Genomic DNA, 19,444 nt, shown 5'->3' with positions numbered 1-19,444 from the left:
TCGCAATGGACGACCAGTGATTCATGCGGGCGAAAGTCTTGAAGAGGAACCCGAATGTGCTGTCGCGGAAAACCATTTTTGCCACCTCTTTCTCAAGCTCGAAATTCCAAGATGTCCGTCGCACGCTCACTCGCCTCTCGAAAAAGGAGGCTGATTTCTATCACCGAACAAAAGCCAAACATAAATTTATGGTCGCAGTGCTGGAATTGACCCCAAAAACCACGATTTTCGAGGATCCTACCCCTATCCCTAGGGATCGCAAGTGGGAGGATCACATAATATTGTGATTTTGCAAAGGAAAAGTGCAAGCCTAGAAATCGACGTTAGTTGCGTATCGGTTAAATATTTTGGTTGGCATCATTTTTCATGTGCAAATCTTGTCGGTCGTTGTCGCCAGGGGCTCGCGATGAAATCGACCTTCATTTTGCCGGGAAAACGCGCATTTTTTCACTCACTAGACTCTCAAAGTGTCGTCGAACCCACTGCTCGAAGGGCTGACCCAGCCGCAACGCCAAGCGGTGGTCCATGGGGAAGGTCCGCTGCTGGTGCTCGCGGGTCCGGGCTCGGGAAAAACGCGCGTGATCGTGCACCGCATTGCGCACCTGGTCTCGCTGGGCGTGCCGCCGTGGAGCATTCTCTCGCTCACCTTCACCAACAAGGCCGCGGGCGAGATGCGCCGCCGCGTCGAGGCGCTGCTGCCGGCGGATCTTCCCGATCGCGCGCGCCTGTTCGCGGGAACGTTTCACTCCTTCGGTGCGCGGGTGTTGCGCCGGTACGCGGTGGAGGCCGGGCTTGATCCCAACTTCAACGTGCTTGACGTCGACGACCAGCGCGCCGCGTGCAAGGCGGCGATCAAGGAGTCCGGCGAGAGCGAGAGCCGCTTCACGCCCGCGGGAGTGCTCGGGGAAATTTCCAGCCTGAAGAACAAGCTGGTTTCGCCCGACGAGGCGATCGCCTCCGCCACCGACTGGCGCAGCAAGGTCGTCTCCCGGATCTACGCCGCCTATCAGAAGGTTCTGTCGCGCAACGCCGGCCTTGATTTCGACGACCTGCTGGGGAAGCTGGCCCTGCTGCTGCGGACGGACGAGGGCGTCCGCGACGCGCTGCGGCGACGCTTCCAGTACGTGATGGTGGACGAGTACCAGGACACCAACTACGCGCAGTTCGCGATCGTGCTTGAGATTGCCCGCGAGCACCGCAACCTCTGCGTGGTCGGCGATCCCGACCAGAGCATCTACGGTTGGCGCGGGGCGGACATCGGCAACATCCTGGGATTCGAGGAGCACTTTCCCGGCGCCAAGGTGGTTCCGCTGGGTGAGAATTTCCGCTCGACGCGCCCCATCGTCGAGGCCGCGGCGGCGCTGATCTCGCGCAACCGGCAGCGCCGTCCCAAGGAACTCAAGTCGATGAAGGGCGAGGGGGAGGCGCCGGCCTACGTGCGCTGCGAGGACGAGCATGCGGAGGCGGCGCTGGTGGCAGACCGCATCCAGCAGGCGAGCGACCAGGGCATTCCCTGGCGCGGCGTCGCCGTGCTCTATCGCATGAACGCGCTGAGCCGGGTGATGGAGGAGGCTTTGCGGCGGCGCTCCATTCCCTACCAGGTGGTGCGGGGCACGGCCTTCTACGACCGCCGCGAAGTGCGCGACCTGCTCGCCTATCTGCGCCTGGCGGCCAATCCCAGCGACGACCTGGCGCTGCAGCGCATCGTCAACACGCCGACCCGCGGCCTGGGCTCGACCAGCTTTGACAAGATCGAGATGTGGGCGGCCAAGAACGGCGAGACACTGCTGGAGGGATTGCGGCACGCTGAAAAATCCGGCGCCACCAAGCGCGCCGCCCACGCCGCCGCCGAGCTCGCCGCCCGCGTCGCCTCGTGGCGCCATGACGCCGAGAACGGATTGCCTGGTGAGCTGAGCGATTTCGTTGCACGCATTCTGAAGGAGAGCGGACTGGAGTCCTACTACCTGCTGGCCGACCGCACGGCCGTGGATGCCGGTGAGTCGCGCACAGAAAATTTGGCCCAGGTGGTGAGCGCCTCGGCGGATTTCGTCGTGGACCGAATGGCCCGCGAGGGTCTCGGCGGGGAGGAGGACGCCGTGCCGCCGCTGCGCACGCTGCTGGACGCGCTGCGGGCCTATCTGGAGCAGGTCTCGCTGGTGGCGGATTCGGACGCCTTCGACCCGGAGCTGGGCGCCGTGACGCTGATGACGCTGCACGCCTCCAAGGGGCTGGAGTTTCCCTTCGTCTGCATCATCGGCGTGGAGCAGGGCAGCCTGCCCCACGCCCGGAGCTTCGAAAGCGCTGAGCAGCTGGAGGAGGAGCGGCGGCTGCTTTTCGTGGGCATGACCCGCGCCGAGCGCACGCTGCTGATCACCGCGGCGGGCGTGCGCACCCAGCGCGGCATTCCGATGTCCTGCATCGAGAGCAGTTTCATCCGCGAACTGCCCGAGGGCGTGACCCGCGAGGACCGCGCCCAGGGTCGGCGCCGCGAGGTGGAAGACTTTGACGGGGAGGATGCCGAGGCGCCGGACGACGGCGTCGATCACCCCGCGGGCGGAAGCGGCATGCGCGCCGGGATGCAGGTGCGCCATCCGCTCTTCGGGCGCGGTGTGGTGGAGAGCCTCTCGCCTCGCGGCTCGAGCACGATGGTGCGCGTCCGCTTCCAGAAGGTGGGCGTGAAATCGCTCGTGCTGGAATTCGCGCGGCTCCAGGTCGTCGGTTGATCAGTCGATCAGCGAATCAGCTCTTGCTCTTGCCCGCCGGAACCGGGGCCACCGAGGAGTTGCCGCTTGCGACCGAGTCGCAGAGGCCGGTCTGCCACATCAGGAAGGACCACATGTCCACGCTCTCCTTGATGCGGTTGGCCAGCGGCTTGCCCTGTCCGTGGCCCGCGTCGCGATCCACCCAGAGGTAGATGGGCCGCGCGTCCTTCAGGTTCGCCGTGACCGCCTGCATCCGCGCCGTCATCTTCCGCGCGTGCAGCGGGTGCACGCGGCTGTCGTTCTCGCCGGCCGTGAAGAGCACCGCGGGGTACTTGGTGTCGGGCTTCACGTTCTGGTAGGGGGAGTAGGCGCGGATCCACTTGAACTGCTTGGCATCCTCGCTCGAGCCGTACTCGGGGACCCAGTACTTCGCCAGCAGGAACTGCTGGTAGCGCAGCATGTCCAGCAGCGGCACGGCGCTGATAGCCGCAACGAAGAGGTCGGGACGCTGCGTCACGGCCACGCCGGTCAGCAGTCCGCCGTTGCTTCCGCCCTGGATGGCCAGATGCGAGGAGTCGGTCCACTTGTTGCCGATGAGCCACTCGGCGCAGGCGTAGAAGTCGTCGAAGACGTTCTGCTTCTTGTCCAGCATGCCCGCCTCGTGCCAGCTCTCGCCGTACTCGCCGCCGCCGCGCAGATTGGCGACCGCGTAGATGCCGCCCGCCTCGATCCACGGAATGATGGAGGGATTGAAGCCGGGCTGCAGGCTGACGTTGAATCCGCCGTAGCCGTAGAGCAGCGTGGGGCAGGCGCTGTTGGGGGTGAGGCTCTTCTTGCGCACCATGAAGAGCGGCACCATCGTGCCGTCCTTGCTGGACACGCGCACCCGCTCCACCGTGAATTTGGAAAGGTCCACCGGGATGGTCGGCTTCCACCACACCGCGAGCTTGGGCTCGGAGACGTTCTCCAGGCGGTAGATGGTGCGCGGCTCGTCGTAACTGGTGTAGCTCAGGTAGGCGTCGGCGTGCTCGTCGTCGGTGCTGATGCCGGCGGTGCCCAGACCGGGAAGCGGAATCTCGCCCAGGGACTTGCCGGTGAAGTCGAAGCGCTCCAGCCGCGAGCAGACGTGCTTGGTGTAGGTGCCGATCATCTCCTTCTGGGAGAAGCTCACGCCTTCGAGCACCTCGTCATTGCGCTGCGGGATGATGGTTTTCCAATTGGCCTGCTCCGGGTGGTTCAGATCCACTCCGACCACCATCGCGTTCGAGGCGTTGAGGGTGGTCTGCATGTACATCGTGTCGCCGCGCACTTCCAGGGGATAGAACTTGGCGGGCATGCCGATCGCCACCGGCACGATTTTCAGGTCTTTTTTGCCGCTTTTGAGCCACGCCTCGAAGTTGGCCACCGAGAGGTCGTTGGACTGCCAGCCATGACTGAACCCGAGCATGAGCCACTTGCCGTCGCGGCTGAGGCCGCTGAAGGGCACATCGCTGGGCACCGTCTGCTTCAGCAGCACCGCGTCATTGGCCACGGGCTGGCCGAGCGTGTGGAAGTGCACCTCGCGGCTGTAGGGATCCTTGGGATCGCGCAGCGAGGAGTAGATCATGCCGTCGCCCTTGGGAGTCCAGGACTCGAAGTCCACCTTGCCGGTGATGACGTCGGGCAGGGTCGTGCCGGTGGCGACGTCGATGACGCGGAGCTCGCTCATCTCGCTGCCTGAAAGGCTGCTGCCGTAGGCCATGAGTTTGCCGTCGAGGGAGGGTCGCCACCAATCCAGCGAGAGCAGACCCTTCTCGTTCATCGAGTTGGGATTCAGCAGCTCGCGGGGCGCGCCGGTCGCCGAGGGGCGCACCTTGAGCACGGCCTGGTTCTGGTCGCCGCTGCGCTCGGTGTAGAAGACGTTGCTGCCGGCCATGACCGGGGTGCCGACGCTGGGCAGCTTCATCAGCGGCTCCAGCTGCGCGGCGATCGCGGCGCGGCAGGGCAGCGCATCCAGGGCGGCGCGGGTGCGATCGATCTGCATCGTGGTCCAGTCGCGGACGGCGGGAGAATCCTTCTCGAGCGATTCGAGCCAGCGGTATTCGTCGGTGAAAGTCTCGCCCTGCACCGTCTCGACCACGGGGGCCATGGCGGTGCCTTTGGTTTGCTCCGGCGGCGGCACGAAAGCGAAGGCGGCGGTGAGCAGGCTTCCCGAGAGGGCGCCGGCGAGCAGGAGCGAAACGGTGTTGGATGTCTTCATGTCCGCATGATAATGCGGCGCCTCGGGGGAGCGGTTACCCCACCGGGGGGATCTTCAGCCCGCCACGCGCATCCGGATGGTCTCCGGCAGCACGCGCAGCGCCTCCATGACCTTGGAATCCTTGAAAGCGTCGACGTCCAGGATGACGTAGGAGGTGTGCGCGTCGCTCTGCAGGTGCTCGGCGTTAATGTTCACCCCGGCGCCGGCCAGCAGCGCGTGCATCTTGCTCAGCACGCCGGGCACGTTGCGGTGCGTGTGCAGGATGCGCAGCTGTCCGCCGCGCAGGTTGGGCAGGTCGACCGGCGGGAAATTGACGCTCGCCGAGGTGCACCCCTGGAACCAGAAGCGCGAGAGCTTCTCCGCCACGTCGACCGCGATCGCCTCCTGGGCCTCCTCGGTGCTGCCGCCGATGTGCGGTGTGAGGATGACATTGGCCGCGCCGGCCAGCGGCGTGGAGAAGCCGCCGCCATTTTCCGCAGGCTCCTCGGGAAAGACGTCGATGGCGGCGCCGCCCAGGTGGCCGCTCTTGAGCGCGGCCGCCAGCGCCGCGAGATCGACGACCTTGCCGCGGCTGTTGTTCACCAGCATTGCGCCGGGCTGCATCCATTGCAGCTGGGCCGCGCCGATCAAGCCGAGCGTGGAGGCATTGTCGGGCACGTGCAGCGAGACGAAGTCGGAGACCGCCAGCACCGCCTCCATCGAGGGCAGCGCCTGGGCGTTGCCCAGCGAGAGCTTGCGGGCGACGTCGTAGAACACCACGCGCATTCCCAGCGACTCCGCGAGCACGCTGAGCTGGCTGCCGATGTGCCCGTAACCGACGATGCCCAGCGTGCGGCCGCGCACTTCGCGGGAATTCTTGGCGCTCTTGTCCCACTTGCCCGCGTGCAGTTGCGAGCTCTTCTGGAAAAGGCCGCGTGAGAGGCAGATGATCTCCGCCAGGGTCATTTCGGCCACGCTGCGGGTATTGGAGAAGGGGGCGTTGAAGACCGGGATGCCCAGCCGTCCGGCGGAGGGGTCGACCTGGTCGGTGCCGATGCAGAAGCAACCGATGGCCGCGATGGCGGGGGAGGCCTGCAGCAGCGCCTCCGTCACCTTGGTCTTGCTGCGCACGCCGATCATGGTGGAGGCCTTCGCCAGCGCCGCCAGTTCCGGCGCGGTCGGACTTCGGTCCATGGCGTCGACGATGAATCCGTTCTCCTGGAAGATGGCCACGGCCGCCGGATGGATCGCCTCGAAGAGCGCGACGCGTGGCTTCGACGTCGAGTCCGTCAATTTCGGCACCCCACGACGTCGGGCAATTCATCCATCCCCGCGGTCAGATTCTCGCAGCCGGTCGCCGTCACCATCACATCGGCCTCGTAGTGCACGCTCAGGCTCCCATCGGCGGTCCAGATCGGCCAGGCGCTGCCGACGGCGCGGACCTCGTTGGTGCCCAGCGAGATCATCGGCTCCACCGCGAGCAGCATGCCGGTCTCGAAGGTGGTCCACGCCTCGTTCCATTCGCCCGGATAGGAGGGCGCCGTGTTGGAGATGTAGGGCGCCTCGTGCAGCGAGCGCCCGATGCCGTGGCCGCCGAGTCCGCGCACCAGATAGAAGCCGCTCTCCTTTTCCACGTAGCCCTGCACAGCCTTGGCCCATTCGATCAGCGGTCGTCCGGCGCGGATCGAGGCGATGCCGCGGCGCAGGCTTTCGCGCCCGCACTTCTGCAGGCGCAGCCCCATCTCCGTCGCCGACCCGATCGAATAGGTCCACGCCGCGTCGCCGATGAAGCCGCGGTGCCTGACGCCCACGTCCAGGGCGAGCAGGTCGCCTTCCTTCAGCGGCTCGCGGATCGAATCGTGCTCGCCGTGGACCACCATGTCGTTGAGGCTCAGGCAGGTGTGGCTCTTGAAGGGAGGATGGCCGCGCACCTTGTAGCCCTTGAAGGCGCTCTCGCACTTCAGTTCCTGGAAGACGTTGAAGCAGAAGGCGTCGACCTCCGCAAGGGTGAGCCCCACGCGCAGCCACGTGGCAAGTCGCCGATGCGTTTCGACGACGCATTGCGCCGCGGCGCGGGCGTCAGAGATGTCGCGGGGGGAGACGGCAACCATGGAGGCCGAGATGGTAGCGGGCGGTCACCGGGGGCTCGCGAGCCGCCCGCCGAGCACGACATGCCGCGGCGGCGGCCCGGCGAAGCCATGCACCAGGGCCCGCTCGTCACGCTCCTCCAGCACGATGGCGTCGCCGCGCTTTCCCGGCTCCAGACTGCCGACTGTGGATTGAAGCCGCAGCGCGCAGGCGGCGTTCCAGGTCGCCGCGGTCAAGGCCTCCGCTGCGGTCAGCCCGCAGTGGCGCGCCGCCAGGTGCATGGCGAAGCGCAGATCGACGGTGGGCGCGCTGCCGGGATTCGCGTTGCTGGCCAGGGCGACCGCGGCGCCCTGGTCGATGAGTTTGCGTCCCGCGGCGTAGGAGCCGCCCAGCGCGAACGCGGAGCAGGGCAGGAGCACCGCGATCGTCGAAGAACGTGCGATCGCCTCGATCGATGTCGCGTCGGCCGCCTCGAGGTGGTCCACGGTGTCCGCGCCAAGTTCCAGGGCCATCGCAACGCCGCCCATGGAATTGAATTGGTCGGTGTGCAGACGGCGCGGAAGATCATGCTCGCGTGCCGCGGCAAGGATGGCGCGGCACTGCTCCACGGAGAGCGCGTTGCGCTCGCAGAAAGCATCCACCGCGATCCCCGGAAAAAGCCGCGCCAACTCGGCGATCCGGCCGGCGAATTGCGCGGGCCACTGGGGGTTGTCGCTCGGAATCGCATGGCCGCCCAGACAGGTGGCGACCACGAGTTGCGGCGCTTTTCCGGCGGCCCTTCCGATCGCCTCGAGCATCCGGACTTCGCTGCTCCACTCCAGTCCGTAGCCGCTCTTCACCTCGACGGTTCCCACGCCCAGGACCGCCAGAGCCCGCAGCCGCATGGAGAGATCCTGCTCCAGCGCGTCGGGAAGCGCCAGGCGAGTCGCGGCCACGGTGGACATGATCCCGCCGCCCTGGGCGAGGATCGATTCATAGCTTGCACCCGCCCGAATTTTGTCCCACTCGCTCCAGCGCTCGCCCGCGTGGCAGAGATGCGTGTGGCAGTCGACCAGCGCCGGCATGCAGACGCGGCCGCCCGCGTCGATGACTTCACCGCCCTTGGGCGCGGCGTGGCCTGCCCCGACCTCGGCGATGGCGCCGTCGCGCATTCGCACGTAGCCATGCTCGATCACACCGAGCTCGCGCATCGCGGCGCCCCGGCGTGCCCCGCCCTCCGAGCCGTCAGACGCAAGCGTCACAACGCGGGCATTGATGATGGTGAGCGTGCCCATGACGCAAAGGTAGCCCCCGACGAAGTATCCTGCGAGGCATGCAGCTCATCGTGGTGCGCCATGCCCGTGCCAAGGAACGCGACGACAAGCGTTTTCCCGACGACACGCTGCGCCCGCTCTCGGGGAGCGGTCATCGCGAGTTTGCGAAGTTCGCCCGGCGGCTTCCGCGCTGGCAGGCGGCCCCGTCGCTGGTGCTGGCGAGCCGATGGAGCCGCGCGTGGGAAACCGCCCGGATCCTCCAGGAGGAAGCCCGGTGGCCGGCACCGCAGCGCTGCACTGAACTCGAGACCGAGGGCGGCTTTGCGGCAGTGGAGGCTTTGCTTCGGCTGATTCGAATGAGCCGCACCGCCGACCGCGTGGCGCTGGTGGGACATGAACCCTCCCTGGGTGACTTGATCACTCGACTTCTGGGGGCAAGCGAGCGCGCGGTGGCGTTGGACAAGGGTGCCGTGGCTTTGCTCGAACTCTCCGATGACGAGCCGGTCCGGGCGGAGCTGCGCGCGCTGGTCTCTCCCGACACCCAGTTGAAGCGCCGCGGCTGATCGTGGTAACCTCCGCGCGGAGGAACCCCGCATGAGCACCGCACCCATCGAACTTCCCGCACAGAAAAAAACGTCGCTCGTCGAGATCGGCTGGGATGGCAAGATCCTGATGATCCGCCCGGCCGGTCCCAACATCGGTCAGCGCGAGAGCCCGATCATCACCGACGAGTTCAATCCCTACTTCAAGCAGTTCGGCAAGAACATCAAGTTCCTCGTGCTGGATCTCTCGACCGTCAGCTTCATGGCCAGCATGGGGCTGGGCATGTGCATCGCCTGCCGCAACCAGGCCGCCGCGGTCGGGGCGACGCCGCTGCTCTTCGGCGTGAACAAGGAACTGCACACCCTGATGTCGATGATGAAGATCGAGAAGCTCTTCCGCATTATCAAGACCCAGGCCGAGCTGCAGCAGGTCTGCGCCAAATAAGCCCGCGTCTACTTTCGTTCCTTCCGATCCTCGACGGAGCGGGGCTGATCGCTTTGCAGCTCGCTGGGCAACACCACGCGCGTCGGCGTGGTGTAGGCGACCACATCGGCCTTGCGCACATCCTCGTTCCGCAGGAACCGGACCGGACTGGGCAGGAGCGCCAGGGTGAAGACGCGATAGTTCGGATACCTCGAGCGGATCGCGCTGGAAAGGTCGGGCAGGCTCTCCGTCCCGTTGTAGTGGATCAGGACATGCTTGCTCTTGGAGGAATCCCCGCTCAGTTCGGCGAGCACGGCGCCGGTGTCTCCGCTGGATTGAAAGAAGGTGCTGGTGGGAAAGGCCGCGATCGTGTCCTCGGTCACGGCTTCCTGCATCCAGACTCCGCCGGCGTCATCCTCGACGTAGGAGATGACGATCACATCGGCCCACGCGGCGAGATCGATCAGATCGCTCCACATCAGCACGCGGCCATTCACCGCGTCGAACATGACCAGGTCGCGCGGCGGATAGGGGGCGTCCGGCAGCCCCGTCGAGTACTGCATCGGCGAGGCCCAGGGCTTGGCCAGATGCTGCGAACCCGTGCAGCCCGCCGCAAGGACGCACGCGCAGGCCGCGAGCACTCCCGGAAGTCCTTTCAGGCGGCGACGTCGCGCTTTCGAGTCCGAATTGTTGTGGCGTGTGCGAATGCTCAAGTCGGTACTGTGCCTCCGAATCCCGCAAAGGTCAATCGTGGAGCGATCCGATTGGCTGAAAACAGCAAGTTTTTCTTGATTTTGCCCTTGTTGCAGCTAGCCTGACGGGATGCAACTCTTTCCCTTCGTCCTGCGCGCCGCGCTCGCCTTCGCACCTCCGGCCCATGGTCAGCCCGTCGCCGTTCCCGCAGACCAGGGCGCCCTTGAAATGGCCCGCTTCGACGGGGATGTGGTGGCAAGGGTCCTGATCCGCAGTGCGCCGGATCTGGTGCTGGTCAATCAACTCAGCAACGACATGTGGAGCCACGGCGTGGATGTTGGCGGCGAGGCGGACTTCCGCCTGTCGCAGTTCGCGCTGGACACGCTGGGCAAAGTCGGCGTTCCCTATCGCGTTCTGATTCCGGATCTGCAGGAGCGGATCGACGATGAGCAAGTCCGTCTTGCCCAGCCGGCGGAGGGTGCCGACTGGTTCGCCGATTTCAAGAATCTTGCCGCGGTGAACGCACGGCTGGACGCGCTGGTGGCGGCGCATCCCACTCTGGTCTCGATCGTGACGGCGGGGACATCGATTCAGGGCCGCACCATTCGGGGCGTCCGAATCTCGCGCTATCCGGCCGGGACGAATGTGCCGGCATTCATCTTCACCGGCACCGCCCACGCCCGCGAATGGGCGGCCACCATGACGACCATGTGGATCGCCGATCAGCTGATCGAGCAGGACGGCATCGATCCGCGCATCACCGCGATTCTGAACTCAGCGGAGGTCTACATCTTCCCGGTGCAGAATCCGGATGGCTACGAATACTCCTGGACCAACAACCGCCTGTGGCGCAAGAACCGGCGGCTGGTGAGCGGGTCCACTTATGGCGTCGACATGAATCGAAATTGGAGCATCGGCTGGGGCGGCGCCGGCTCCAGCGGCGTGGCGAGCAACGAGACCTACCGGGGCACCGCCGCCTTCAGCGAGCCGGAAACTGCGGGCATGCGCGACTTCATGCTGGCCCACGCCGCCAACCTGTGCGGCTTCATCGATTTCCACAGCTATGGCCAGGAATGGCTCTGGTCCTGGTCCTACACAAATACCGTGACACCGGACGAGGCGGCGCTGCAGGCCGTCGGATATCCCATGCAGACCGCCCTTGGGTCTCTCTACGGCACGAGTTACGCGGCGGGCCGGAGCTACGCCATTTACGGTGCGGTCGCCGGATGCATCGACGATTGGGGCTACGGCACCATCGGCATGATGAGCGGCACGCTCGAAGTGCGCGACCTCGGTTCCTACGGCTTTGTCATGCCGACGAGCGCGATCATTCCCAATGCGCGGGAGAATCATGCGGCCGCCATGGTGATGATGGAGAAGTTGCTGGCATCGTGCCCGGTCTCCATCACCCTCGGGCCCGGAAGCACCGTCGCGGAGAACACGCCCGCGACCGTCGAGGCGCTCGCCGTTCCCAACATCAGCACGCTCATTGCCAATGGCGTGCGCCTGAAGTGGAGCGTGGATGGCGGCGCCACGCAGAGCGCGGTCATGACCAGCATCGGCAGCAACAAGTACCGGGCCACGCTGCCCGGCATCGCCTGCGGCTCGCAGCTCACATGGTTCGTCGAAGCCGAGACCAAGTTCATCGTCACGCGGGCACCGCTCAATGTTCCGACCTCGTTCAATGTCAGCGCGGCGCCCGCCTGCGGGAACCCCGCGGATCTGGACGGCAGTGGCGAAGTGGACGGCGGCGATCTCGGCCTGATGCTTCTGGATTTCGGAGTCTGCCCCGTGCCCGCGGATTGCCCGGCGGATCTTGATGGAAGCGGCGAAGTCGATGGCGGCGACGTTGGATTGCTGCTTCTGGAATACAGCTAAAGCCGAGGCCGAAGCACTGTCAACTCAAGTTGGTGCGTCCGTCAGGCGCGGCTCTGGTAGGAGCCGTCCACGGTCGAGATGCGCAGCTTCTCGCCGATGGCGATGAAGGGGGGAACGCGGGTCTTCAATCCCGTCTCGAGCTCCGCTTCCTTGAGCTGGTTGGTCGCGGTCGCGCCCTTGATGCCAGGGGTCGTGTCCTTGACGACCAGCTCGACCATGTTCGGCAGCTCGATGGCGATCGGTCGGCCGTCGCACCAGTTCACGATCACGCTGGTGTTGGGCAGCATGTAGAGGGGAAGGTCGCCGACGAATTCCTCCGTCATCTCGGCCTGCTCATAGTTCTCGTTGTCCATGAAGACGAACTTGGCGCCATCCTTGTAGAGGTACTCCATGGCCCGTCGGTCCAGCTCCACCTGCTCGACTTCCTCGCCGCTGCGCAGCCGCTTGTCGATCAGCGAGCCGCTCTTGAGGTCGCGCATCTTCACCTGCACGAAGGCCCGCAGGTTGCCGGGGGTGACGTGCGTGTAGGTCATGATGAGATAGAGGCGGCCGTCGAGTTTGATGGCGGTTCCGGGTCGTAGATCGGTGCTCTTCATGGGTGGTCCAGTCTGGCCGGAGGGAGCCGGCGATTGTGAGGAAAAGAAGGGCGAGTTTAGCGACTGCCGCTCCTCCAAACACGCGGCGGGAGCATGGCATCCCGAAACCACTGCCACTGATTCAGGAAAAAAGTCCAAAAAAAATACCCCCGGACACTAGGTCCGGGGGCGGAGGGAGGGAAAAGGGCAATTTGAGTGCCGCCCGTGCGGCCGAAACACACGAAAAAGCTGGATTCCAGCATCTTTCGTCAGTTTATCCTTGAGATCCGTTTCCAAACCTCTTAGACCCACCCAGACTATCCCAAGTTTCAAATGATGCAAATGAGGAAATCAAAAAAACTTGAAATTGTGATTTTCATGGAGTTCCCTCAGGCACGGGGCGTCTCGAAACCGAATGCGACTTTCCATGCTTAATTCTCGTATGATCGAGGTGAGGAATATGCGCCGATTGACGATGACAAATAGGGCTTTTTGCCTTGGTTTAAGCCTTGTTTTTGCATTGGGCGCCGGCTCGGATTCGGCGTTCGGCTCAAGCCCTTCCGACCCTCCGGCAACGACCACTCCGGTCCCACCCAGGGGTGTCATTACCGGACCCCCTCCTTTGACCATCGAGCCACCGATGCTGGATTTCGGATTCATCGCCCCCGGCGAAGCGAAGACCGGAATCTTCACGCTGAAGAATCCCACCAGCGGTCCCCTGACCATCATCACCCTCCAGCCCACATGCACCTGCACGACCACGACCGATCTTTCGGGCCGGGTCATTCAACCGGGTGAATCCATTGCGTTCGATGCCAGCCTGGCGGCGGCCATCGCCACCGGGCCGCGCAAGTCGACGGTGAAGGTGATCGTCGAGGGCTACAGCAAGCCCGTCGAAGTCGATGTGCGGGCCGAGGTGGTGGTCGCGCTGCGCGCGGTGCCGCCCGCGATCAACGTGCTGCCGAACGTCCCGGTCGCGGGACGCGTGGTCATCGAAAGCGTCGACCGCAAGCCCTTCCGGATTCTCTCGGTCGACAACCGAACGCCGGCCTTCATCGGATTCGACCCGGCCAAGGATCAGCCCCGGAGCACCTATCTGGTGCGCTACGACTTCAGCACGTTTCTGCCCAGCGCGCTGCCCGCGTGGTGCCTGGCGCTGACCGACCGGACGGACGCACCGGTGCTGGCGCTGAAGATGCGCACCGAAAAAAGCAACATCGTGCCGGTGGTGCGCATGAAGGAGTACAACCTGAACCTGGGGATCATCCCGGCGGGCGGCTCCAAGGAGTTCACCTTCGAACTGGTCGACTGGACCGAGCCGGTGTCGAGCGTTGCCAGCGTGTCGGGGAACTTCTCCGCGGAGATGCTGGCGCAGGAACCGCAGGGCGCCAACCACCAGGTCCGCTGCCGCGTGACTCCGAAATCCAAGACTCCCGGCTTGTTTCAGTTCCAGATGGAGTTGAAGACCGGCGACAAGACGCAGAAGCTGTGGGCCTATGGTGTGGTCCAGCCGGCGGACGGGGTTCCGGTACCGCCTCCGCTTGGAGCGCCCGCGGGCAAATAGTTCGCCACGTGCGTGGCATCGATGATGATGGACGGACCGGATCAACTTCAAAGGAAACTTCATGGGAATTCTTGACGGAAAACGCGGACTCGTCGTCGGCATCGCAAACAATCGCTCCTACGCGACGAGCATCACCGAGAGCATCCTGGCCCAGGGCGGTCAATGCCTCTTCACGCACCTGCCCGGGGAAAAGATGGAGCGACGCATTCGGCAGGCGCTCACGGAACTGAACGTGAAAGATCCCTGGCTCATGCCGATGGACGCGGGCAGCGACGAGCAGCTCGACCAAGTCTTCGCCAAGATTCAGAAGGATTTCGGGCAGCTCGATTTTCTGGTGCACTCGATCGCCTTCGCCAACAAGGACTGGCTGAAGGAGGGCTTGTTCGCCTCCACGCCGCGGGATGTGTTCACGCAGGCGATGGATCTCTCCGCGTTCACCTACCAGGCGATGGCCAACCGCGCCGTGCCGCTGATGACCAATGGCGGATCCATGATCGCGCTGAGCTACTACGGCGCCGAGAAGGCCGTGCCCGGCTACAACGTGATGGGCGTCGCCAAGGCGGCACTCGAGGCCACCAACCGCTACCTGGCCATGGAGCTCGGCGCGAAAAACATCCGCTGCAACGTGATCTCCGGCGGGCCGCTCAAGACCCTCAGCGCCATGGCCGTGGGCGGCTTCGGCGAGATCCTGAACTGGGTCGAGAAGAAGGCCCCGCTGCGCCGCAACATCACCGGCAAGGAAGTGGGCGACACCGCGGCGTGGCTGCTCTCGAGCATGGCCGGCGGCGTGACCGGCCAGACGATCTACGTGGACAGCGGCTACTCGATCATGGGCCTTTGATCGCCGCCTACCAGAATTGCCAGGGTCGGTTGCTGGCGAGATCGGCGGCGGGCACGAGGATTTCGCGGATGGCCCGGGCAAATTCGATCAGACCCTCGCCGGTTTTCGCGCTGACGCGAAGTGCGTTGCCATTGTCACCGATAGAAGGCGCGGAGCGGGGCAGATCGGACATGGTTCGGATGCGGAGCACGCGATCTTGTTCGAAGGAAGGCCAGGCCTGGTGCGGCGCGGCCAGCGCGATGACGAGATCGGCTTCGGCGAGCTCGCGACGAGCGCGGGCGATCGCCGCCTGCTCGATGGCGTCATCCGACGTGGCAAAGCCCGGCGCGTCGACCACGCGGCAAGTAAGCCCAGCCAGCAGGACCCTGGCGGAGACGAAATCGCGCGTCGTGCCCGCGACGGGCGACGCAACCGCGGCGGTCCGGCCGACCAGTGCGTTGAGCAGCGTGCTCTTGCCCGCGTTCGGTGCGCCGGCAAGGACCACCGTCGGAGGATGGATGAGGCATCGAAGCCGTTGCGAGCGGGGCAGGTCTTGCGACGTCGGCTCGCCGAATAATTTCCATCGCCCGGGTTGGGCCAGCAGGAGGGGGATGGCGTCGGCGCTTGCCGCCTGAGCAACCGCCTGGAGCATGCGCGCCTCGAGTTCGTTGGCCGCCTCGACATAAATCTCTTCAGGCGCCCGTTGTTCGGGCGATGCGAACGCGACGCCGGCGTCCATCAGGGCCCGAACCAGGCGCTGACGAATCCGGGCGCCGCCGTGTGGCGTGACCAGAAGCGTCCTCGCGCTCGTGCGCAGGACCACTGCGTCGTCGAGATCACAGATGCGGCGCAGGCCCGCTTCGCCGATGGCAGGCAGATCGATGCCCAGCGCGCCGGCAAGCAGCGGGGGTTCCGCATCGACTTGAAAGGCAGCGATCGCGCCGGCGCCTCCCGCGGTGAGCCAGCTGGCCATGCCGCCGCCCACGGTCATTCCTCCCGCGCGTCGACGGAGGCGTCGTGATCGGACGAGTCCTCTTCGATGGATTTCTCCGCCGCCACGCGGATGCCCATCAGCACCAGGTCGGGCACGTGGCGGTCGACCAGGTCGTCGTCGGTGAAGAGCACGTCGGCGTCGCCGCCGGTGACCACCACCATGGGAAAGGCCTTGTAGTGCTCGGCGTAGCGCTCCACCAGCCGGTGCATGGCGCCGCGCATTCCTTCGTAGACACCCAGCAGCATCGCCGCCGCGGTGTTTCTTCCGAAGGGCTCCTTGGGATCGGGCTGGGCGAAGGCCACACGGGGCAGCGCCGCCGTGTGCTCGTGAAGAGACTTCAACTGCAGCGCGGCGCCGGGAATGATGGCTCCGCCGTGGAAGACACCCTCGCCATCGACGAAGTCAACGGTCATCGCGGTGCCCGCATCGACCACCACGACCGCCTGCTTGAGCGAGTCGTAGGCCGCGGCGGCGGCGAGCAACCGGTCCTGGCCGGGAGTGGCGCCGGCGTCCAGGCAGATGCCGATGGGCACGGGCAAGTCGCTGCCGATGCGCAGCACCTCGGTCTTCAGGCGCTTCTCGATCTTGCTCTTGAGCGGCGCGGCGAAGGCGTCATTCACGCTGGCGATCACCACGATCGCGTCCGGGTCGGCCAGCTCGCCCCATGCGGTCGCGATGCCGTCGACGATGGCTTGCTCCTGCGCGTTCTCGACGCGCTCCGACGCCACCAGCTTGCGGTCGACGAAACGGCCGAAGGAGGTGCAGGTGTTGCCGACGGAAATGGCGAGCAGTGCGGACATGGGAGCCTGATTCTAGGGAATCTTGACCAGGAGATTTTCCACCGCCCGGCGCATGGCGCGGACGACGTCGTCGCCCAGCTTCGCCGGACGGCCGCCGCCAAAGGGCGCGCCGTTGAGCGCGACGCATCCCGCCAGCACGCGGCGGCTGCTGGTGATCCAGATCTCGTCCGCCGCCGCAAGCTCCGCTTCCATCACCGGCCGGATGGCGACCTTCAGGCCGATCTGCCGCGCCGCGTCGATCGCCAGCGTGCGCATGGTGCCGTGGAGAATCGCCGGGTCGCTATCGATGGGCGGCGTGGCGACCTCGCGGCCGCGCACCACGAAGACATTCGAGCTCGATCCCTCGCTGACCCGACCGTCGCGAACCAGGATGGCCTCCTCCGCGCCGTGCACACGCGCCTCAAGCATGGGCAGGATGCTGCCCATCAGGCTGATCGACTTGATCTCGCAGCGCTGCCAGCGCTGATCGGGTTGCACGGAAAGCGCGATCGGCTCCGCGGCCTCGAGCGTGCTCAATGCGCCGCAGGGTGAAGCCATGGCGAAGACTGTGGGTTGGATGCCGGCGGGGGGCAGATGCGATCGCGTGGCGGCCGCGCCGCGGGTGATCTGCAGATACACGCTCGCGTCGCGCAGATCCTCCGCATCGAGCAGGCTCTCGCAGAGCGCGGGCAGCCCGGAGGCGTCGAATCCCTCGATGCGCGAAAGCCTCAGGCTGCGGTCGAGGCGCTCGATGTGCGCCGCCATGGCCATGCCGACGCGATCGAAGAAGCGAACCATTTCGTAGACGCCGTCGCCAAACAAAAACCCGCGGTCCAGCGGGCTGATCATGGCCTTTTCAAGGGGAAGAATGCGGCCGTTGAGCCAAACCTGCATGCGGCAATCCTAGCCAAACCCACGCGGCGCCGAGAGCGGTATCGCGCGAGGCGCGCCCGCGCCTCGCCGTGCTATCGCCGTGCCGCCTTCACAAAAGCCTTGGCTCGCGCCGGGTCGATCGGATTCTGCCAGCGACCGCCGCGCTTCAGGTCGCTGCCGACGATGATGGCGTCGGCGATCTCCAGCAGCTCGGAAACGTTGTCGGCCCGCGCCCCCGAACCCACCAGCACCGGCACGCGCGAGACCTCCTTCACCAGGCCCAGCTGCTCGAAGTTGACGGGCTGCCCGGTGGCGCTGCCGGTCACGATGACCGCGTCCGCGCCGCAGAACATCAGGGTGCGGGTCTGCTCGGCGGCGCTGAGATCCGACGTGATGGCATGGCTCGAGTGCTTCTTGAGGACATCGGCCGCGATCAGCACGCGTTCGGCCCCCAGCATCTTGCGGTGGCGCAGCAGCGGCCCCGCGTCGGCCTGGTCGAAGATCCCCTCGTCGGCGATGGCGGCCAGCGCGAAGCCCTCGGCGCGGATGAAGGAGGCGCCGCAGGCGTGGGCCGCGCTCATCGCCTCGCAATTCGCACCGGCCAGGATCTGCAGCCCGATCGGCACCTCGACCGCCGCGCGGATGGACAGGGCGCAGGCCGTCATCGCCGCGGTGATCTCGCTGCCCACATTCCGCCGCAGGTAGGGCAGGTCGTTCATGTTCTCGATCAGGATGGCGTCGAAGCCGGCCTTCTCGAGCAATTTGGCTTCGATCACCGCCTGGCGGGCGATCTCCGAGACGCGCAGCTCCGAGCGGGGCGATCCCGGCAGCGCCGCCAGATGCACCATGCCGATCAGGCAGCGGGGGACGCCGAGAAACGCGGACGAGTCATTCATGCTGGGCTCCGAGAAAGAGGTGGCGGATGTTTTCCCACTCCGGTGAGTCGGTGATCTTGAGCAGGTGGAAATTGATGACGTCGAGGGTGCGCTGATCCACGCTGTTGGAGATTGGAAACGCGGCATACAGGGTGACCAGCGGCGCGGGCAGCATGGCCAGACCCTTCCATTCGGGCTGCTCCAGGATCCACCGCATCTGCACGGTGTCGCCCAGCACGGCGCCGATCTCTCCCTTGGCCAGGGCGGTCAGAGCATCTTCCTGCGTCGAGTAGGGGCTCATGGCGAGCTTCAAGTCCTTGCCGTCGTCGTACGCGGCGGAATTCTCCACGGCGCCGCACCGGGTCTGCGCCAGGTCGTTGACCGAGCGAATGAGCGAGTTGAACTGCGACATGGTGAGGACACTCGAGAACATGCCCGCCAGGACCGTCATGAGCCCGAAGGAGATCAGCATCCACAGCCCGCCCAGCGCGCGGCCCCTGCGGGTGGTCGGCACGCGGTCGCCGTAGCCCACCGTGCTCATGGTGGAGGAGCTCCACCACAACCCCTCGCCGATGGTGCCCAGGAAGCTTCCACCGAAATGCGACGGGTTCTTCTTCCGCTCGGCGAAGCCCACCAGGATGCCGACCACGCAGAGCACCAGCAGCACGATGCCGGTGAAGGCGGGAATGTTGGATTGCCAGATTTGCTCGATCATCTCCAGGAACGGAAGCGACTTCTGCTTGCGGATGACGATGCTGGTGCCGCTCTCGTCGAACGAGTTCGAGAAATTCATGATCAATTCATATTCGGGGGTGGGATCCACCGCGATCGCGGCCAGGTCGATGGAATTCGATTCGATGGCCCGCACCAGCTCCGGCATGTCCTTGAATTCCACGAAGGAGTATTTCAGGCTGGAGGACTTGGCGATCTGATGGAAGAGCGTGACCGCCAGGCCCGACCAATGCCCGCCGCCCGATCGGAACGCGTAGGGGGGAAGGTCGATCACGCCGACTTTCAGCGGCTCGCGATTGTCCAGGCTTTCGATGCCGCGCTGGTGCTTGGAATCCGGTGTCTTGCCGGCGCTGGCGCAGCCGGTCGCGAGCGCGGCCGCGATCAACAGTGCGGCGCCGGCGGCCACGGAAAAGAGTCGGATTCCTCGCATCGGC

17 protein-coding genes are annotated in these 19,444 nt (G+C 65.5%); 6 read left to right on the top strand and 11 right to left on the bottom strand.

Features of this window, described 5'->3' with window-relative positions; all coding sequences use genetic code 11:
• The first annotated feature begins 467 nt into the window (after positions 1 to 467).
• The gene (locus tag K8R92_12315) at positions 468 to 2,723 is read left to right on the top strand and encodes a UvrD-helicase domain-containing protein (protein ID MCE9620676.1); all 2,256 of its coding nucleotides are present in this window, start codon (positions 468 to 470) and stop codon (positions 2,721 to 2,723) included.
• Between the two features lie 16 nt (positions 2,724 to 2,739).
• Here the strand turns inward: K8R92_12315 and K8R92_12310 are convergent, their stop codons facing one another.
• Genes K8R92_12310 through hutI form a run of 4 tightly spaced genes read right to left on the bottom strand, consistent with a single transcriptional unit; the run spans position 2,740 to position 8,282 of the window.
• Complete coding sequence (locus K8R92_12310) at positions 2,740 to 4,941, bottom strand: prolyl oligopeptidase family serine peptidase (protein MCE9620675.1); 2,202 nt, start codon at positions 4,939 to 4,941, stop codon at positions 2,740 to 2,742.
• A gap of 54 nt (positions 4,942 to 4,995) precedes the next feature.
• Complete coding sequence (gene serA / locus K8R92_12305; protein ID MCE9620674.1) at positions 4,996 to 6,222, bottom strand: phosphoglycerate dehydrogenase; 1,227 nt, start codon at positions 6,220 to 6,222, stop codon at positions 4,996 to 4,998.
• The gene (gene map, locus K8R92_12300) at positions 6,210 to 7,031 is read right to left on the bottom strand and encodes a type I methionyl aminopeptidase (GenBank protein MCE9620673.1); all 822 of its coding nucleotides are present in this window, start codon (positions 7,029 to 7,031) and stop codon (positions 6,210 to 6,212) included. The genes serA and map overlap by 13 nt, the downstream gene beginning before the upstream one ends.
• Positions 7,032 to 7,055: 24 nt before the next feature.
• Complete coding sequence (gene hutI / locus K8R92_12295; GenBank protein ID MCE9620672.1) at positions 7,056 to 8,282, bottom strand: imidazolonepropionase; 1,227 nt, start codon at positions 8,280 to 8,282, stop codon at positions 7,056 to 7,058.
• A gap of 38 nt (positions 8,283 to 8,320) precedes the next feature.
• Between hutI and K8R92_12290 the strand changes: the two genes are divergently transcribed.
• Positions 8,321 to 8,824, top strand: coding sequence for a histidine phosphatase family protein (locus K8R92_12290; GenBank protein MCE9620671.1), 504 nt, complete (start codon positions 8,321 to 8,323; stop codon positions 8,822 to 8,824).
• 31 nt (positions 8,825 to 8,855) lie between these two features.
• Positions 8,856 to 9,248 (top strand): STAS domain-containing protein, encoded by a 393-nt coding sequence (locus K8R92_12285; GenBank protein MCE9620670.1) that lies wholly within the window; start codon positions 8,856 to 8,858, stop codon positions 9,246 to 9,248.
• Between the two features lie 8 nt (positions 9,249 to 9,256).
• Here the strand turns inward: K8R92_12285 and K8R92_12280 are convergent, their stop codons facing one another.
• Positions 9,257 to 9,940 carry a hypothetical protein gene (locus K8R92_12280; protein MCE9620669.1) on the bottom strand — a complete coding sequence of 228 codons (684 nt, stop codon included), beginning with the start codon at positions 9,938 to 9,940 and terminating at the stop codon, positions 9,257 to 9,259.
• Positions 9,941 to 10,049: 109 nt separating this feature from the next.
• Here K8R92_12280 and K8R92_12275 point away from each other — a divergent pair, with 109 nt between their 5' ends.
• Positions 10,050 to 11,798, top strand: a complete 1,749-nt coding sequence (locus tag K8R92_12275) for a M14 family metallocarboxypeptidase (GenBank protein MCE9620668.1) — start codon at positions 10,050 to 10,052, stop codon at positions 11,796 to 11,798.
• A gap of 41 nt (positions 11,799 to 11,839) precedes the next feature.
• Here the strand turns inward: K8R92_12275 and efp are convergent, their stop codons facing one another.
• Positions 11,840 to 12,394, bottom strand: a complete 555-nt coding sequence (gene efp, locus K8R92_12270) for an elongation factor P (GenBank protein MCE9620667.1) — start codon at positions 12,392 to 12,394, stop codon at positions 11,840 to 11,842.
• Positions 12,395 to 12,995: 601 nt separating this feature from the next.
• On the opposite strand from efp, the gene K8R92_12265 reads away from it, so the two are divergent.
• Complete coding sequence (locus tag K8R92_12265; GenBank protein MCE9620666.1) at positions 12,996 to 13,937, top strand: DUF1573 domain-containing protein; 942 nt, start codon at positions 12,996 to 12,998, stop codon at positions 13,935 to 13,937.
• Between the two features lie 61 nt (positions 13,938 to 13,998).
• Positions 13,999 to 14,778, top strand: coding sequence for an enoyl-ACP reductase (locus tag K8R92_12260; protein ID MCE9620665.1), 780 nt, complete (start codon positions 13,999 to 14,001; stop codon positions 14,776 to 14,778).
• A gap of 7 nt (positions 14,779 to 14,785) precedes the next feature.
• Here K8R92_12260 and K8R92_12255 read toward each other — a convergent pair whose 3' ends face one another.
• The 5 genes from K8R92_12255 to K8R92_12235 all read right to left on the bottom strand — a co-directional run bounded on the left by K8R92_12255 (position 14,786) and on the right by K8R92_12235 (position 19,440).
• The gene (locus tag K8R92_12255) at positions 14,786 to 15,748 is read right to left on the bottom strand and encodes a 50S ribosome-binding GTPase (protein ID MCE9620664.1); all 963 of its coding nucleotides are present in this window, start codon (positions 15,746 to 15,748) and stop codon (positions 14,786 to 14,788) included.
• On the bottom strand, positions 15,745 to 16,551 hold the full coding sequence (locus K8R92_12250) for a type III pantothenate kinase (protein ID MCE9620663.1): 807 nt from the start codon (positions 16,549 to 16,551) through the stop codon (positions 15,745 to 15,747). The genes K8R92_12255 and K8R92_12250 overlap by 4 nt, the downstream gene beginning before the upstream one ends.
• Positions 16,552 to 16,563: 12 nt before the next feature.
• Positions 16,564 to 17,424 carry an aminotransferase class IV gene (locus tag K8R92_12245; protein ID MCE9620662.1) on the bottom strand — a complete coding sequence of 287 codons (861 nt, stop codon included), beginning with the start codon at positions 17,422 to 17,424 and terminating at the stop codon, positions 16,564 to 16,566.
• A gap of 71 nt (positions 17,425 to 17,495) precedes the next feature.
• A complete protein-coding gene (locus tag K8R92_12240; protein MCE9620661.1) occupies positions 17,496 to 18,299 on the bottom strand; it encodes a BtpA/SgcQ family protein in 804 nt (267 codons plus the stop codon).
• Entirely contained in the window at positions 18,292 to 19,440 is a 1,149-nt protein-coding gene (locus tag K8R92_12235; GenBank protein ID MCE9620660.1) for a transporter substrate-binding domain-containing protein, read from the bottom strand. The genes K8R92_12240 and K8R92_12235 overlap by 8 nt, the downstream gene beginning before the upstream one ends.
• Positions 19,441 to 19,444: the final 4 nt, after the last annotated feature.

This window comes from Planctomycetota bacterium (genome assembly GCA_021414025.1).
Lineage (GTDB): Bacteria > Planctomycetota > Phycisphaerae > Phycisphaerales > SM1A02 > SYAC01.
Note: the sequence above shows the minus strand (reverse complement) of the source record. Positions and strands in the feature narration are given on the sequence as shown.